At 57.6% G+C, this 15,010-nt stretch carries 12 protein-coding genes and 2 pseudogenes; 4 read left to right on the top strand and 10 right to left on the bottom strand.

Features of this window, described 5'->3' with window-relative positions; translation table 11 throughout:
• The first annotated feature begins 263 nt into the window (after positions 1–263).
• Positions 264–1,691 (top strand): ISNCY family transposase, encoded by a 1,428-nt coding sequence (locus HGP14_RS34450; RefSeq protein WP_168834269.1) that lies wholly within the window; start codon positions 264–266, stop codon positions 1,689–1,691.
• 437 nt (positions 1,692–2,128) lie between these two features.
• On the opposite strand, the gene HGP14_RS34445 is transcribed toward HGP14_RS34450, so the two are convergent.
• The 5 genes and pseudogenes from HGP14_RS34445 to HGP14_RS36925 all read right to left on the bottom strand — a co-directional run.
• Positions 2,129–2,614 (bottom strand): helix-turn-helix domain-containing protein, encoded by a 486-nt coding sequence (locus tag HGP14_RS34445; RefSeq protein WP_168834268.1) that lies wholly within the window; start codon positions 2,612–2,614, stop codon positions 2,129–2,131.
• A gap of 882 nt (positions 2,615–3,496) precedes the next feature.
• Complete coding sequence (locus HGP14_RS34440) at positions 3,497–3,745, bottom strand: hypothetical protein (RefSeq protein WP_246704760.1); 249 nt, start codon at positions 3,743–3,745, stop codon at positions 3,497–3,499.
• A 175-nt stretch (positions 3,746–3,920) separates the two neighbouring features.
• Positions 3,921–4,124, bottom strand: a complete 204-nt coding sequence (locus HGP14_RS34435) for a CsbD family protein (protein WP_168834267.1) — start codon at positions 4,122–4,124, stop codon at positions 3,921–3,923.
• A 92-nt stretch (positions 4,125–4,216) separates the two neighbouring features.
• A complete protein-coding gene (locus HGP14_RS34430) occupies positions 4,217–4,504 on the bottom strand; it encodes a hypothetical protein (protein ID WP_168834266.1) in 288 nt (95 codons plus the stop codon).
• Between the two features lie 317 nt (positions 4,505–4,821).
• Positions 4,822–5,093 (bottom strand): annotated as a pseudogene (locus HGP14_RS36925) (ATP-dependent DNA ligase); the annotation flags it as partial.
• Positions 5,094–5,155: 62 nt separating this feature from the next.
• Between HGP14_RS36925 and HGP14_RS36605 the strand changes: the two are divergent.
• Positions 5,156–5,302: a hypothetical protein gene (locus HGP14_RS36605; protein WP_312862245.1), complete on the top strand. Its 147-nt coding sequence runs from the start codon at positions 5,156–5,158 to the stop codon at positions 5,300–5,302.
• Between the two features lie 812 nt (positions 5,303–6,114).
• Here the strand turns inward: HGP14_RS36605 and HGP14_RS34420 are convergent.
• Complete coding sequence (locus tag HGP14_RS34420) at positions 6,115–6,639, bottom strand: hypothetical protein (RefSeq protein ID WP_168834265.1); 525 nt, start codon at positions 6,637–6,639, stop codon at positions 6,115–6,117.
• Positions 6,640–7,269: 630 nt separating this feature from the next.
• Between HGP14_RS34420 and HGP14_RS34415 the strand changes: the two are divergent.
• A pseudogene (locus HGP14_RS34415) lies at positions 7,270–7,503 on the top strand (hypothetical protein); the annotation flags it as partial.
• A gap of 28 nt (positions 7,504–7,531) precedes the next feature.
• On the opposite strand, the gene HGP14_RS34410 reads toward HGP14_RS34415, so the two are convergent.
• The 4 genes from HGP14_RS34410 to HGP14_RS34395 form a co-directional block, all read right to left on the bottom strand.
• Positions 7,532–8,020, bottom strand: coding sequence for a hypothetical protein (locus tag HGP14_RS34410; protein ID WP_168834264.1), 489 nt, complete (start codon positions 8,018–8,020; stop codon positions 7,532–7,534).
• Positions 8,021–8,390: 370 nt separating this feature from the next.
• On the bottom strand, positions 8,391–10,691 hold the full coding sequence (locus HGP14_RS34405) for a multiheme c-type cytochrome (RefSeq protein WP_168834263.1): 2,301 nt from the start codon (positions 10,689–10,691) through the stop codon (positions 8,391–8,393).
• Between the two features lie 33 nt (positions 10,692–10,724).
• A complete protein-coding gene (locus HGP14_RS34400) occupies positions 10,725–11,738 on the bottom strand; it encodes an HAD family hydrolase (protein WP_168834262.1) in 1,014 nt (337 codons plus the stop codon).
• 86 nt (positions 11,739–11,824) lie between these two features.
• Positions 11,825–13,492, bottom strand: coding sequence for an arylsulfatase (locus HGP14_RS34395; RefSeq protein ID WP_168834261.1), 1,668 nt, complete (start codon positions 13,490–13,492; stop codon positions 11,825–11,827).
• Between the two features lie 437 nt (positions 13,493–13,929).
• On the opposite strand from HGP14_RS34395, the gene HGP14_RS34390 reads away from it, so the two are divergent.
• Positions 13,930–14,751, top strand: a complete 822-nt coding sequence (locus HGP14_RS34390; RefSeq protein WP_205927467.1) for a hypothetical protein — start codon at positions 13,930–13,932, stop codon at positions 14,749–14,751.
• Positions 14,752–15,010 lie beyond the last annotated feature (259 nt).

Genomic DNA, 15,010 nt, shown 5'->3' with positions numbered 1-15,010 from the left:
AACGACCAGCCTCGAAAATGCCTCGGCTATAAAACACCAGCCGAAGTGTTCATGGCGCATTTGCACGAAGAGGTCTGATCCCCTACCCTGCAAAACAGGCATGATGCACTTGGGTGAGCTTCTCCAAGGCTATTTAGTAATGCGACAGTTGGGCCAGTTAGAGATGCGACAGTCTCGCCTCTCGACGCACTGGTCAATGCCAACGTTGGGAGCAAGGATGACGATCTTCAGCTTGGTCGAGACCATGAGCGGTTGGAGTCGTCATGTCCTTTATGATCACCATGTCGCAGAAAGAGTTGCATCGCCTCGAAGTCATTCAGAAGATCCGTGACGAACGCCTGAGTGTTGTCCAGGCTGCCGAACTGCTCGACCTCAGTCGAAGTCAGGTACATCGGTTGCTGCAGGCCTATGATCGGGATGGTCCGGCCGGCCTTGTTTCCAAGAAGCGATCGCGTCCGAGCAACCGGCGCCATAGCGAAGAGTTTCGCAATGCGGCGCTGGACCTGATCCGCGAACGCTATCTGGATTTCGGTCCGACGCTGGCGCGCGAGAAGCTGATCGAGTTGCACCGGATTTCCGTTGCCAAAGAGACGCTGCGGCAATGGATGACCGAGGCCGGCATCTGGATCTCGCGCCGGGAACGTAAGAAACGGGTTTTCCAGCCACGCGGCCGACGCGACTGCTTTGGTGAACTGGTGCAGATCGACGGGTCGCATCACTGGTGGTTCGAGAACCGCGGGCCCAAATGCGCCCTGCTCGTCTATATTGACGATGCCACCGGAAAGCTCTTGCATCTTCGCTTTGACGGATCGGAGAATACGTTCGACTATCTGCATGCGACGAAGGCCTATCTGCAGCAATGGGGCAAGCCGCTGGCTTTCTACAGCGACAAGCACGGCGTCTTTCGTTCCACCCATGCGTCGGAGAAAGACCGCACGAGTGGTCTGACGCAGTTCGGTCGGGCGCTTTATGAGCTGAACATCGACATTATCTGCGCCAACACTCCGCAGGCCAAGGGTCGGGTGGAGCGTGCCAATCAGACATTGCAAGATCGGCTGGTGAAGGAGATGCGGCTTCGCGGCATCGACACGATCGAGGCTGCCAATGCCTATGCGCCTGAGTTCATGGCCGGCTTCAATCGTCGCTTTGGCAAGCCGCCGCGCAATCCGAAGGACATGCACCGAGCGCTGGCCGACCATGAAAACCTCGATGGCGCCATGTGCCGCAAGGAAGTCCGTACCCTGTCGCAGTCCCTGACGCTACGCTACGACAAAGTGCTGTTCATTCTCGATCCGACCGAGATATCCAGACCCTTGGCGGGCCAGAAGGTCGTGGTCTGTGATTATCCGGATGGGCGGCTCGAGATCATGCACGAGAGCTTTGCCCTGCCCTACAGAACCTTTGACACGTTACGCTCCGTGCATCGCGCGGATGTCGTCGACAACAAGCGGCTGGACGATATGCTGTCTGTTGTCGCCGAGCTACAGGCCGGCAGAGAACAGCAGCGCAGCCAGAGCGGCCCTCGCCGCACCGGCCAGACGGATCATATGTTCGGCATTCGCGACGGCAGCCAGAGCAACGGTTATAAGAAGCGTGGCCGCAAGCCCGGTCGGCGGACGGACTTCATGACTGATCCGGAGGTGATTGCAAAACGGCAGAAGGCGTTGGCTCGAATGGAGGCGGCGGAATGAACGGCGAATATAGTCTCAAAGCTAAAGCCGAAGGGGTACGTCTCACCCGCCCCGATCTGATCTTGCAACCGGATCAGCCGCTCAGATCGGGGCTGGTCGCCGTGCCGTGCGGTGCCCTAAAGTGACATTTCTACTTTGCGCCAAAGCGGACAGTTCAACTTCGCTGCCACACCGCAATTTCAGGTTGTTTCAAGCAGCTTTGTCCTATAGGATGATCGCAATGCCGTTGCGGCGCCCTATCCCATTGAAACGCCTTCATGAAGACACATAAGTCCGACATGCAACGCGGCCGCCCACCGCGCATCGTACTTTCTCGGTGAGACCAACACTATACACCTATGGTAGTTCCTGCCGGATAACTCGTGCGCGACATAGGTGGAACATCCCATGCTCGCCGCCGCGGTTGCTCGGGGAGCGACTGTCCTGGTGAAAAATCTTCAGAGTGGAGGAGATGATGTCTCGGGCGATTTCTGCAAAGCGAAAATCGCGTCCAGTAGAGTGCCTACGGTCCGGAGTGTTTCGGGTGGAAGCGCCTGGACCATCTTCGTGACACGACGCCGTTCGTGAGCTTCCTCTTCCGTGGTTCCCCATAGATGAGGGGCAGCTTCGAAGAGCAGATCGTCGGGATAAATCCCGAGCACTTCGCAAAGGTGAAGGACTTGCGTGGCGTGGAGCTTCGTTACCGCCCGCTCGTATCTTCCATAGACTGCTTCGATAGATCCTAGAAGGAGAGCGAGCTCTGCCCTGGACAGGTCTTTCTCGATACGAAACCGCCGCAACGAACCAGCAATCGCTTCATCCATTGCCTTCGGCGTTGAGATGCCATCGAAACCCACGCGCCGATAGACCGGCCGCTCCCCTTTTGGGTCGTCTGCTGCCTCGAGCCCCGCCTCGATAATGTATGCGTCAGTCCTTGCCGTCATGCATTCCTGCCCAAGTCCGTGCGGTGACTTATATCATTCGCCCGATGATTGGCTATGCGATTTTCGAAAACTCATTCGTCGGCTCAAAGCTGTTCGATGCAGTGCGGTCGCCGGTTCGCACATTTGATAAGCTTCAGTCATGGAAGAAGACGCCGGCTCGTAGAGGCACGCGGACGTTCCATTGTGCACGTCATCGCCTTGAAGAGGCGATCCGCGAGCCGCGCGTCCGCGAGTTTCGTCTCATCGCAGCGCTTGCAGTTGAGGCTCGACACGGCGAATCAGCGACGTTGTGACAGCACTCACGATGCAGCCGACATGGTCCGCACGCTCCATATTGCTCCGAATACCGGCACGCAGACGTCGGCTAGGACCGGCACAGGCGAAACCAAGAAGGCTAAGCGGCACTCCCCTCTCGTCGAAAGAGGAGAAGATAGAACGACTTACGACCCGAAAAACCCAAAGAGCCGAACCGTCCAATTAGCTCGACCCTCGACCCTGATCTTCGCACGACACCGCCAAGTGCCGACGCGCGAATTCGTGGGTGGGCAGGTGGTCGACCTCGTTGTCGTCGCGATAGCAGCGATTGCTTATAGAGTGGAGCGCAACGGATACCGATGCAGAGACGACGGCCTCAACAAGCAATTCAGAGCCCGGTTCGGCAAAGCCAGTTGCACGTAACAACACGGCGGCCGCCTCAGCTACTCCGCCAGCGCCAGCGCACCAGTGATTTCTTCAGGACTTGAATATTTCAAATCACGTGCCACTTCGATCCCATAGAATTTGTCTCGGTCGGCTGACCCCGGATGTACTGCCGCAGGGATTGAGACGGATTGAGGAAGGTCGGACGATTTTTCGTTCCGGCCTTTTCCTATGCCCCGTGGGCTAGTGGATGGCGATTGACGTCGGCGAGTTGACCTTCATCGACATCAGCCCATGATAGGCTTGGATCAGTCGCGGGGTTATTTCACCGACTGTTTTGTGTCCTCCGTTGTAAAGATCTATGGCGGCGCTGCAGAGTACTTCCGTGCTTTCATCATTAAATGGTACACCGTAGTGTCGGTACCACCCCTGCACCGCTTGAGAGAGTATCTTGAAGTCCACCTCCCGCATGCTTTTGTAAAATTCAGACATTCCTCGCCTCATATCGTCGAACGCATACGATATAGTTTAGTAATAAGTATTAATGTAAGCAGTTTTGGTTACCACTAAGGCTTTGATCAATTGTTGTTGAACACGCAAAACCGTCGCACCATCCGTCACCTCCCGCAAAAGGCCCGGAGATGAACTCCGGGCCAATTTTGCATCACTACCAACGCTGGCTGCCATACCAGTCGTCGATGTCTTGGCGTATGCGATCGCGCTCCAATCCATAACGCTCTTGGATCTTGCCTTCGAGTTGGTCACGCTTGCCCGCAATCTGGTCAAGGTCGTCGTCAGTGAGTTCGCCCCACTGTTCCTTGATCTTGCCCTTCATCTGCTTCCAGTTACCTTCGACACGATTCCAATCCATTGTGTTTCCTCCTTTGGGCGTCAAAGCGCTCCGCGCAAAGCTGTTCAGCTCGTACACCGGCCCGCATAGCGATCGAGTTTGTCCGTCCGACGTTACTGGCAGTTGCCAGCGGCATTTGCAGCTACACCAGGTGCGGTCTTGGTCGCGTTATTGGTTGCTGTCTTGCCCTGAACACAGTCCGAGGAATCCTTCTTCCCTTGGGAGTCCTTTTCGGTATTCGAAGTGCTGTTAGGTGACGGGTTGTTATTGCTTTCCACCCCCGAACCTGAAACGCCGGCAGCGCCGCTTGTACCGCTGGTGCTGCCGCTGTTGCTCTGTGCCATGGCCGACGTTGCAAGACCGATCGAAAGAGCAGAGACCGTGATGAGTTTCAGAAGCATTGGAGATCCTCCCATTTAGCTTTGGTTAGATGCACCCAACTATGTTGCTCTTTCATTGTTCCAAATTCGTATCGGAGATGTGGTCGATGAAGGCTGCGTTAAGCTGCGCAGCTATGTCGTCGGCGTCCTTACGGGTGAGACCGATGAGCCTCCGTCCCGACGCTTCCATAGGCAGACCAGTTTCCTTATCGAAGACCGACCAGGAACCATCTGCCTGCCGGAGGGACGCGGCTTTTGGTCCGTTTGTCAATTGGCGTCGAGCCATGGGAACCTCCCGCGGCCGAACTTTGGAGCCAGATGCCGGTTCCTCACATTTCTCATTTGATCTCGAAAATCGCAGCCTCGTCCTGCTCCTCTCGAAGCCCCTTGTACGAGGCATGCCGGAGCTTCCCGTCATGGGTCCAGGCGCGGTATTCGATCTCGGCAATGTATCGGCTTCACATAGACGGCATCCCGCTTCTCCTGCCGGTGTCGAGATCGCGATCTTGTCCATCTGCTCCCCGAGCTCGTCTCCTGAGCGTTCGTTGAAGCAGGTCCCTACCCCGCCGACATAGGCCAGACAATCGCCCTTGCGCGCCGCGAGGAAGACAAGAGCCGGCACATCGGCCGCTCGTGAATATCTATCGGGCAAATGGCCAGGAGATTGGGAAAATGCTGCTCAATGAAAGCTTCGCTCGAGAGTGGCGGCGGGGCATCGAAATAATTGGTGCTATTGATCGCGGCGCTCTCGATCTGGCGCGATACTCGATTTCGGAAAGACCGGCGGAAGGCAACGGCATGATAGTTATTCTTCCTTGATGTAAGCCGCGCCTCGACGCTTTGCTAACAAGCCTCTCTCCTGAAGTGAGCTGGCAACCTCCGTCGCCCTCTTCTTGTTCCAGAAACGAGGCCACCCCAAGACTTCCTGAATCACTCTCTCAGCCTGCTTTCGGACATCCGACTCCGCTAACTGATCGCCTCGTTCCGTCTCCAGAAACTCTTGCTCTCTCTCTGCCTGCCGAATTGCTGCGCGTCTCGCCTCGAGCAAGGCTATATTCTCTTGAATTGTATCCCTGCTACCTTTCCAGACCATCCGGTTGCTCCCAATTCGGAAGGCCCACACAGCCAAGCCCATGTGGGTGCGTCGCTGAAAGGCTTGGGTGATGCGCCGTCCTCAGCTCAGAAAAAACATACAGGAAGATGGGCCGATCCGAAAGTCGAAGGCCTGCCGGAAGATCAAGGAGAACCGCGCCAGCCGTCTTGGGGGAATATCGCTGCTGGGGCTAGCGATGCTGGGCCCGATTGCCGGCGCCATCGGGAGCTTCCCGCTGTTGCTATTTCTCCGCTGAGCTCATGGTACGCTACCGGACGGGAACAGTCGCTGAATCTGGTCGTTCGGCGACTCGGAGCCGCGTGGCAGCATCTGCTTACCCCTTCCTTGCCCATCTGGAAGGTCGCGCGGCTCCGCCTCTTTATCATGACTCCCTTGCTGCTGCGAGTTTTTTTGACCGTACGGTATCGAACGGGAACGCTCGCTGGGGCAATCGGTTATCGAAGCGGCCGCGCGGCAGTTTTCCTGTTAGACGTCAGCGATGGCGCCCACCCCATTCCGGCGCGCGGTCATCGAGGAGCTATCGCTCCTCAGCCGTTGCCATTGACCGTTCAACCTTGGGCGAAATGTTCTTCGCGAGCGAAGTTGCGACGCTTGCGAGCCCCTGCTGGTCAAGATTAGAATTGTAGTTGTTGGCCCAGATGACCGCTCCGTCGGCCCGGCGCACTAGACGAATAGTTGAGCGCAAGTGAGCGCCCTCCACCTGAATGCGGCCTTGAAGAGCATAGGATGGATTGGCCAGACGGCGCTCCTTCGTACCGTGAAACATGTCGACAAGGACAACGATGTCGTTCGACTTCGCAAGCTTTTCGATGATCGCATCGGATATGCCCTGAGAAAGGGCTTCGGATCGGTAATCCGGACCGGAGCGCTCGAAGCGTTCAACCATCACGCTCGGGCGGCTTTCCACCAGGATCGGCACCGCTATTGCGGGATAGTTGGCTTGGTGCACCAAAGGGACGGCCAAAGGCGCCGCAGCAATGATGGCAGTCGCGCCCGCTGCGATCGAATAACGTAAGCGCCGGATGCGACCAAGGACAGGCAAAGGATCGCTGTCCGGCTGCCGAGCACAAGTCGCGAACGCCGGAACATAGCGACCCTTTGGGATCGTGATGATTATCCTGTCAGTCAACCCGACTAGGAGGTAGTAGCGCTCAAGTTCTCGCCGAATTCGGCGGGCTTCGATTCTGACACAGGGATCAATGTGCGCATCATAGGATGCATTACGACCGAAGATTTGGTGGGCGATAGTCGCCGCTTTCAAATACTTGTCCCGACCCTCAAGCGTTTCGTCTACGACGAACTGAAGGAATTTGCGCCCTCGCTGGGGAAGACAAAAAACGTCACTTGCGAGGATGCGCCGCAACTGCTCTCGCACATCTTCGGTCGAGGGAGCCGCCACATCAGCTGTGCGCGTACCTACGCTTTTCATCGAGCCGTTCCCCGGACTTTGCAGCTTAAGGTACCCACCACCTTTGGAAGATACTCATTCGACAAACTTAAGCAACCGCGAATGTGCGATACCGAACAGCTACGGCGAATGGTCGTTCCGCACCGGCAGGCGCAGTGCCCAGATTGATCATGGTACGGTTCCGCCAGGAACACCGTAAGCCCAGGTCCGAATTGCGGGGGGCGCGCTTTACTATCCGCCTCGCGTTACGGGCTGAATTGTGCGGTCTCTGAGCATGTGCAGCTGAGCGGCTCAGCGAAACTGACCTTCGAAGTGAGCGACGGCGTGCAGCCGATGCAGCTTTATTGCGCTTCGACCCCCGTTGTCTGTGACGGTGTGGTGCATGTCGAACTTGCGCCGCGTGCCGCAAGCTGCAAGCCGCGCGACCGGTGGCTGGCGGAACAGGCCCAGGTTGCCGCCTGCTGCGGACCGGCGACCGGTGCGAAATGCTGCGCCTAGTCGCGATGATCGTCATGGGCCCGCGAGGTCATGACGCGACCGCAGGGTCATCTACCGTCACCCGCCAATAGACAACTCCCGCAATCAAGGCTGCGAGGATTGCTGTGATGTAGTTGTAGTCCACGTTACCTTCACGATTGAAAAGGTTGACGTTGAACCCGCTCGCTACAAAATGGCCGATAGCGATTCCGACCAAGCCAAAATACAACCACGTCCGTAGAGTGGTGAACTCTGAGGCAACGATCGCTAGTCCGGCAAGCGGGAGTGCCTTGAGTCCCAGCACCGGCGCTGCAGCTAAAATCAGCAAAAGCGTCGCTCCCACGTTGGGCCAGACACCCGCTAGAAGCTGGTTGACGATCAGGCAGATAGTGGTGGCCGTCAAGGCGGCGGCCTCATAACCAATTCCAATCCAGAAGCAGCGTATCAAGACTCGCAAGACCGCACCCAGTGGTTGTTCAAAGTCTGGACGCAACATGCGCTGGATTGATGACGATGGTCTCGGAACGACATGCAACATTTTATTGTCCGGTTTGGGCCGGCAGCGGTCATCTGGCGAAGTCGCATCTGCGCCAATAGAAGACGTTCGCATCGAGTCGATGAGTGACCGCTTCGGGGGGGGCGATGGCCGACCGTCCCGCTATTAGGACACCCAACGCGGAAAGCGGACATCAGAGTTCTTGCCGTCAAGGGCTGGGATCGGCCCAAATCGGACATCGGAACTTTAATCCACATCCGCACTCCGGCATCGTACTGCCACCGAATGTATAGACTACGAAGCACCACTTGATAATTCGAATACGGTATCGCCGCGGTTGCCTCTGCCGGCGACGAGTTGCGTAGTCGTACAAAACTATTCAATTGATCATCATGTGCAGAATCATCGGTTGTCAATTTGGGCTCGCCTGCGGTTTACGCGAATGTGATGTGCTTCGGAGCTGCCGCAGAAGCGCGGCGACATCCGGATTGTCCGGCTGCAATCTCGCGAGTTGCTTCGCGAGCGTCAATGTTTCGCCGTGGCGTCCCAGTTTGATTCCCAGCGCGATCGCCGTACCGATGAGGTCGGCATCGCGTGTTTGGTCAGTGATCGCTCCGTCCAGAAGCGAGAACGCCTCTTCCGTTCGTCCAGCCGAAGACAGACCGACTGCGAAGGTGGTTCTATAGCGCGTGTTGTCCGGTTCGAGCCTAACCGCGGCGCCGAACTCCTGAATGGCATCTGGCATGGCCTTCAGGCGCACCAGCGCGAGCGCGTGACCATAGCGCAACGCGGCGTTGTCCGGCAGGCCTTTGATAGCTGAGCGGTAGGCAAGCTCTGACTTTTCGCTCTCTCCGGTAACGCGATAGAATTCTGCAAGATTGACGTGGGAACCGGCGAGCGTTGGATCGAGCGCGACCGCGTTGACAAAGACACGCTCGGCTTCGTCCAACATCCCCTGTCTCGCTAGAAACAGCCCATATCGGCCTTGAACTTCGGCACCGTCGGCATTTGCATTGGCATATGCTTCGAAATCGTCCGCAGCGACGCTGAATGCCTTGCGTGTGGCTTCGGGCAGTTCCGCAACCGCTCCCCCAAGAGCGGCTACCGCGGCTACCCGGATGGCCCGGATCTCATCCCCGAGCAGAGTTGCGATTTCTAGCCATCCGAGTTCAGGAGGCAAGTTGACGGCAGCTTCCGCAGCCCCTAGCCTCACGATGGGATCGCTATCTTCCGCTGCTGACTTTACGTCCGCCGCTGCCGCCGATCCGGCTAACCTCGCTAATTCGGCGACCGCACTTGCTCGCACGAAGCCGGACTGCTCGCGGTCTGCCAAGAACGCACGCAATGCGTCGATCGAGCCGGGATCGCCCTTAGCGGCTGCCGCAAATGCGTGGGTAGACGTCTGACGGTTGCGCCAGTTCGTGCCATACCATTGATCCATCCTTTCGCCTGCCCAGGCATTTGTCCTATCATGGTGGCATGAGATACATGCGTTGGGGATGCCGTAGGCTTCGGAAAGATCGGGGCGTGGGATGACGAAGGAATGGTCGCGACGCGGATCGACCTTCATGTATGTGCGTTGGGGCATATGACAGTTTATGCATTGTGCGCCGGCTGATCCCGCAGGGTGCCGGGTGTGGGCGATCGAGTCGAACGTGCCTTTTGGGTCGAAGCTGGTGAACCTTGCGGAACCGGTCTCCGCATGGCACCGCGTGCACAAGCCGTTGCCCTCGGCGAGCAGCGCGCCTTCATGCGGTCGATGGCAGTCGACGCAGACGACACCGGCCCTTGCCATCTTGCTTTGCTGGAAGGAGCCGTACTCGAAGACCTCGTCGAATATCTGACCGTCCGGGAAATACAGGTCCTGGCGCATCAATGCCGGAGAGAAATGGTCGAGATAGGATCTGCCGGGCCTAAAGCCGTCGCGGAGTTTGATCCGTCGCGAGTGACACGCGAAGCAGGTGTCTATCTCCACTTTCGGCATTGCGACCGCGGAGCGAGCGCTTGCGTCTGTCGAGCTCTTTCTCGCCCAATCTACATGACGAGCACCACCGCCGTGGCAGGATTGGCATCCGACGCTGGTCGCCACATAGGAGGATTTATATGACCTTGTCGCTGCATCGAAATTCGCTCGGGGATCGGTGGAGTGGCAGTCGATGCAGGTGCGGTTCCACCGGTAGAACGGGCCGGTCCAGTGGAATGTAGATCCCGGCTTTGACGGCTGCCCGTCTCCCAGCCAGAACCACTTCCGTTTCGCCGTATCCCAGGCAATGTCCAGTGCCTGCAGCCGTCCGCCTCCGATGTCGACGAGATATTGCTGCAGCGGCTCGTAGCCGAACGTGTATTTGACTTCGAAGTCTCCCTGCTTGTCGTCCGGTCCTTGAGTGTGCACGAAGAAGCGGTCGTCTCGCTTGAAGAATTCGGCGTCGATTTCCCCATGCTCGAATCTGCTGTCGTTGAAATCGCCGCGCACCGTGGTGTTGTCAGCAACGGCCATGGCCTTGGCATGATGGGACTTTGCAAACGCGGCCGCCTGCTTGGCGTGACATGAAGTGCAGACCTTCTCGTCAACGAATCCTTCGTGAGGAGCGATCAGCGGATCCGGCGTCAGGGGCCCGTTTTCTGCCTCCGCGCTCGTGAAGGGGCCGGTGATAGACGGGATCAGAATGGCCAAAAGCGCGAGTCTCGCAATGGTGAACAATGCCCTGGTCACCGGTCATACGCCTCCCACGGTCGTGATTCGATCCTACTGATGCGGAAATACTTCCTTCCAGTCGCTCTTCATGTCGACCACGGTCCATCCGGTTATCGCTGCCGCATCGAGCGCCTTGTCGAGGCGGCCGAATTCAGTGTCCCGGTCGTAGGCATATTCGCGATCCGCATCGGTGTGATGGATCAGCACGCCGATGCGTGCAGGCGCACCGCCCATCGTCGTCCACTGCAACATTTCAAGATCACCATCGGAATTGCCGAAGGCTGCGATCGGCCGCCGGCCGATCTCCTGGTTGATTCCGACCGGCTTGCCGGCCTTGTCATCGATGAAGTTGACTTCGGGCAGGCGGTACAGGGCCGGCGTGTCGTCCTGCATCCTAAACTCGGTCTTGATCGACGAGCCGACAACCTGCTCCGGTGGAACGCCGTAAGCCTTTTCCGCCCACGGCCTCATGAACTCCACGCCGCCACCCGAAACGATAAAGGTCTTGAAGCCGTTGGCGCGCAGATATGCAAGAAGCTCGACCATCGGCTGATAGACAAGTTCGGTGTAAGGCCGCTTGAATCTGGGATCGCGTGCGGTCGAAAGCCAATCGGTCACGACTTTCTGGAAGTCGCTGGTGGTCATTCCCGCATGGGTGACCATGACAAGTTCCAGAAGGCCCTTTTCGCCAGAGGCGGCCAGCGTCTTCATGTCGCCTTCGAGCACTGCCTTGAACGGCTGCGTATCCTTCCATTCCGGATGCTGCGGAGCAAGTGCCTTCACGCGGTCGAGCGCGAAGGTGAGCTGGGTGTACATCGGATGCTCGACCCACAGGGTGCCGTCGTTGTCGAACACGGCGATGCGCTCCGGTACCGGGACAAACTCCGGCGAGCCCTCCTTTGTCACCTTCCCGACGAAAGCGACGATGGCCGCTTTCGGGGCGGTGTCATTCCACGACGGCAGGGGATCGTTCTGGGCCTGCGCCGAAGCGGCAAAGAGAAGCACCGCCGCAACGGCTAGCGCCGCGTCGCGGGCCGATTTGAAGAAATCTCGAATGGCGAACATCGGACGTCCTCCCAAGCCTTCCTGGTGCGAAGGCCAAATATGCCGTCTAGAAGACGGCGGCCCCGGTCCGGGCCGCCTTGCGCAAATCAATTCCCGGTTGGCATGGGAATGCTGACGCCTTCCTTGGCGAGAGCCTCTCGTACCGATTGGAATTTCTCGTAGTCCGAAAGTGTGATCGGGCCGTCATAGGTCAGGCTCTGCGATTTTCTTGGAGGGTATTCGACGTATGTCGCCATGATCTTTTTGAGCTCCTCACCCATGACGACGCCCATCCACGTGCGCTCGGTGAAGTTGTTCATGAAGATATCGTAGCGCTCCTGCGGGTCCTGCCAGAGGTCAAATACCTGCGGAACAGTGGCAACGTAGCTTTCCGGTCCCTTCCAACCCAGGTTGGCATCGACCGCAAGCCCGCCCGTCGCATGACCATCGTCACCGCGCAGATTGAAGACGAACTTGTAATTATTCACGCGAATTGCACCGGGAGAGAGCTCGTTCTCGGTGAAATAGAACCACGATTTGCGCGGCGATTTCCCGGTTCCGAGCAAGACAGGCGTCATGTCGAAGCTGTCGAAGATGATAGGTTTATCTTCTCGGTCCTTGTCGGGAAGCTGCACACCGGCAACTGAGGCAAACGTCGCCATGAGGTCGAGTCCGCCGAGAAGTTCATGGTTCTTGACGTCGCGTTTGATCCTGCCTGGCCAGACGGCAATGGCCGGAACCCGGTTGCCGCCTTCGCGAAGCGTACCCTTCGTTCCGCGGAAGGGCGTATATCCCGCATCCGGATAGACGTCCTGCCAGGCTCCGTTGTCGGTCGTATAAAAGACAAGAGTGTTCCGATCCATTCCTGTCTCACGCAGCTTGTCCATGATCCGGCCGACGCGTGTATCGAGTTCAACGATCGAGTCGGCGAATTTCGACTTCGACAGCGATTTGTGCTCGAATTCAGGTGCTGGCATGTTCGGCTGGTGCACCTTCATGAAATTCACGTTGATGAAGAACGGTTCGTCCGGCTTCTGGGCGGCGGCATCGAGGAATTCGAGCGCGGCCTTCTCGACGTAGCTGTCGAAGAAAGGAATGCCCACCACCCCCTCTTTGCCGTCGATCACAGGCGTGTCGACGTATTGGCCATTGATCTTGAAGTCCTCCGTCACCGGGCCGCCAGCCTTGCCGGATAACGATCCTTTCGTCACCCTCTGGAACATTGCCCGCAGCTCGGGGTCCATGTCGGGAAACCAGGTCGGGTCCGCGTAGGTATAGGCATTCAGGTGGTAGAGCCCGACATATTTCATTTCGTCATAACCCTGGGCATTGGGCAACGCGTAGTCGGCCTCTCCGAGATGCCATTTTCCGGTAAAGTAAGTGTGGTAACCGCCCCGTTTCAACACCGAAGCAAGTGTCCATTCCGCCGCCGGCAGGCCACCGCCTTGTCCTTGGAAAGCCACGGTAGTCATGCCGCTGCGGTTCGGGATCCGCCCGGTCTGCATGGCGGCGCGGCCGGGTGTGCAGCTCGGCTGGGCGTAGAAGGAAAAGAAAGTCATCCCCTCGTCGGCCAACCTGTCGATGTTGGGCGTCGGCATGCCGCGGCCCTCGCCGCCGCCGTAGGAACCGAGGTCGCCGTATCCTGTATCGTCGGATACGATGAAGAGAATATTGGGTTTTCGGGTCTCCTGGGCGAAGGCGTCAGGCGCCTGCGCCCAGCATGTTGATGCAATCGTAAATGCGAAGAGACTATAAATGCCAATGTTGCTCTTCATCTCATAACTCCTATGTTGAAGCCAAGAAAAGTACGAAGATCAGGCGTTTCCGCCCTTGTTGGCAGTCGTTTCATCGATTTGAGTGTATGATGACTCCGCCGCTCGCCTTGCCTTACGTCGCGGCGGGTAAGGCAAACGTCATATGCCAAGGTTTTTGGGTTCTCGCGTCACGATTCAGTAGAACAGCGAGCATTGATTTCCAAAATGATTTTATGTGAGGCTCTCTATCCGTCCTCCCAACGGACCATCGTCCAATATTAGCAATATAACATAAAAAGATCTTCGCTTCCAGATTGAGAGTGTTGCTGATGCCACAGTGGATGATCAGCGAGGCTTCCGCGCAATTCTCAATGAACATCGGCCGTTGCTAATATTATCCTTCGATATATTGTTCGCTTGGAGAGTCGTAGGAACAGAAGGCGGAGGGGAACTGCCGAATGACCTGTTACCGGAGTTTCAAGAGGGCACTTGCGTTTGCTGTGAGTTCGGCGCTTATTTCGCAAGTCTGGGCGGCGGATATCGATAACGCAGCGCCGCCTCAAACCGCTTCCGATCCTGCCGGCTGGACGCTCAGCCTTGCGCCTTATTTCTGGGCTGGCAGCATCAACGGCGATGTTGGGGTTCGCGGACGACAGCCCATCGAGGTGGATGTACCGTTTCGTGATATTTTCGACAATCTCCGTTTCGGAGGCATGATCGTCGGTGAGGCACACAACGGAACCTGGGGCGTATTCGGCGACCTGATCTACCTGAAGCTGGAGGTGGAGAAGTCGGTGACACGAACGGTTGCGGGCGTCCCCCTCAACTTAGCCGGGACTCTCGAGACCAGCAGCCTGACCGGAACCTTGATGGGCGAATACCGCGTTGTTGCGCAACCAGCGGTAACGGTGGATCTCATGGCGGGCGCCCGTCTCTGGAACGTTGACAACGAGGTTGACCTTGCCCTTTCTGCGGGCGGGCCCCCGCTTGCCGCGTTAAGCGGCAGCGAGACAAACACCTGGGTCGATCCCATGATTGGGGCGAAGGCACGTGTTGACCTGTCGCCGTCTTGGTATTTGACCGGTTGGGGAATGATAGGCGGGTTTGGAGCAGCTTCCGACTTTGCATGGGATGTGCTTGCCGGCGTTGGTTATCAATGGAACCAGTCGTTCTCAGCGGTCGGCGGCTATCGCGCCCTCGGTGTCGACTACAGCAACGACGGCTTTGACTTCGATGTGATCGAATACGGACCGATTTTCGGGGTCGTGATCCGGTTCTGAAGCATAAGTTGTAATGTGACTTCGCAGGCACATTGCCAGTAATTGACCGCTGTGGCGCGAAGCGGAAGTCCGGGTCCGGCGGCTTCCGGCCCCAGGTCAGCCACCTGCGACAGTTCAGCCAGCTTCCGCTTTTGATGCTGTGGACGGCTCCTCCGCCGGCATCGCGATGTGCCAAGATTGCGGTGTTGCTAGGAACCGCATGGGAGGAGCCATCCATGGAAGAGATTACCACGATTGGACTCGACATTGCTAAGTCGGT

It is taken from the genome of Rhizobium sp. P32RR-XVIII (assembly GCF_012641395.1).
Classification (GTDB): domain Bacteria; phylum Pseudomonadota; class Alphaproteobacteria; order Rhizobiales; family Rhizobiaceae; genus Rhizobium.
This window is presented reverse-complemented; position numbering and strand designations above follow the sequence as displayed.

Excerpts from the sequence above, each read along its gene's own strand:
- HGP14_RS34390 (WP_205927467.1), top strand. The coding sequence starts at position 13,930 with ATGACCTGTTACCGGAGTTTCAAGAGGGCACTTGCGTTTGCTGTGAGT.
- HGP14_RS34410 (WP_168834264.1), bottom strand. The coding sequence starts at position 8,020 with ATGTTGCATGTCGTTCCGAGACCATCGTCATCAATCCAGCGCATGTTG.
- HGP14_RS34395 (WP_168834261.1), bottom strand. The coding sequence starts at position 13,492 with ATGAAGAGCAACATTGGCATTTATAGTCTCTTCGCATTTACGATTGCA.
- HGP14_RS34445 (WP_168834268.1), bottom strand. The coding sequence starts at position 2,614 with ATGACGGCAAGGACTGACGCATACATTATCGAGGCGGGGCTCGAGGCA.
- HGP14_RS34450 (WP_168834269.1), top strand. The coding sequence starts at position 264 with ATGTCCTTTATGATCACCATGTCGCAGAAAGAGTTGCATCGCCTCGAA.
- HGP14_RS34430 (WP_168834266.1), bottom strand. The coding sequence starts at position 4,504 with ATGCTTCTGAAACTCATCACGGTCTCTGCTCTTTCGATCGGTCTTGCA.
- HGP14_RS34400 (WP_168834262.1), bottom strand. The coding sequence starts at position 11,738 with ATGTTCGCCATTCGAGATTTCTTCAAATCGGCCCGCGACGCGGCGCTA.
- HGP14_RS34440 (WP_246704760.1), bottom strand. The coding sequence starts at position 3,745 with ATGTCTGAATTTTACAAAAGCATGCGGGAGGTGGACTTCAAGATACTC.
- HGP14_RS34435 (WP_168834267.1), bottom strand. The coding sequence starts at position 4,124 with ATGGATTGGAATCGTGTCGAAGGTAACTGGAAGCAGATGAAGGGCAAG.
- HGP14_RS36605 (WP_312862245.1), top strand. The coding sequence starts at position 5,156 with ATGCTGCTCAATGAAAGCTTCGCTCGAGAGTGGCGGCGGGGCATCGAA.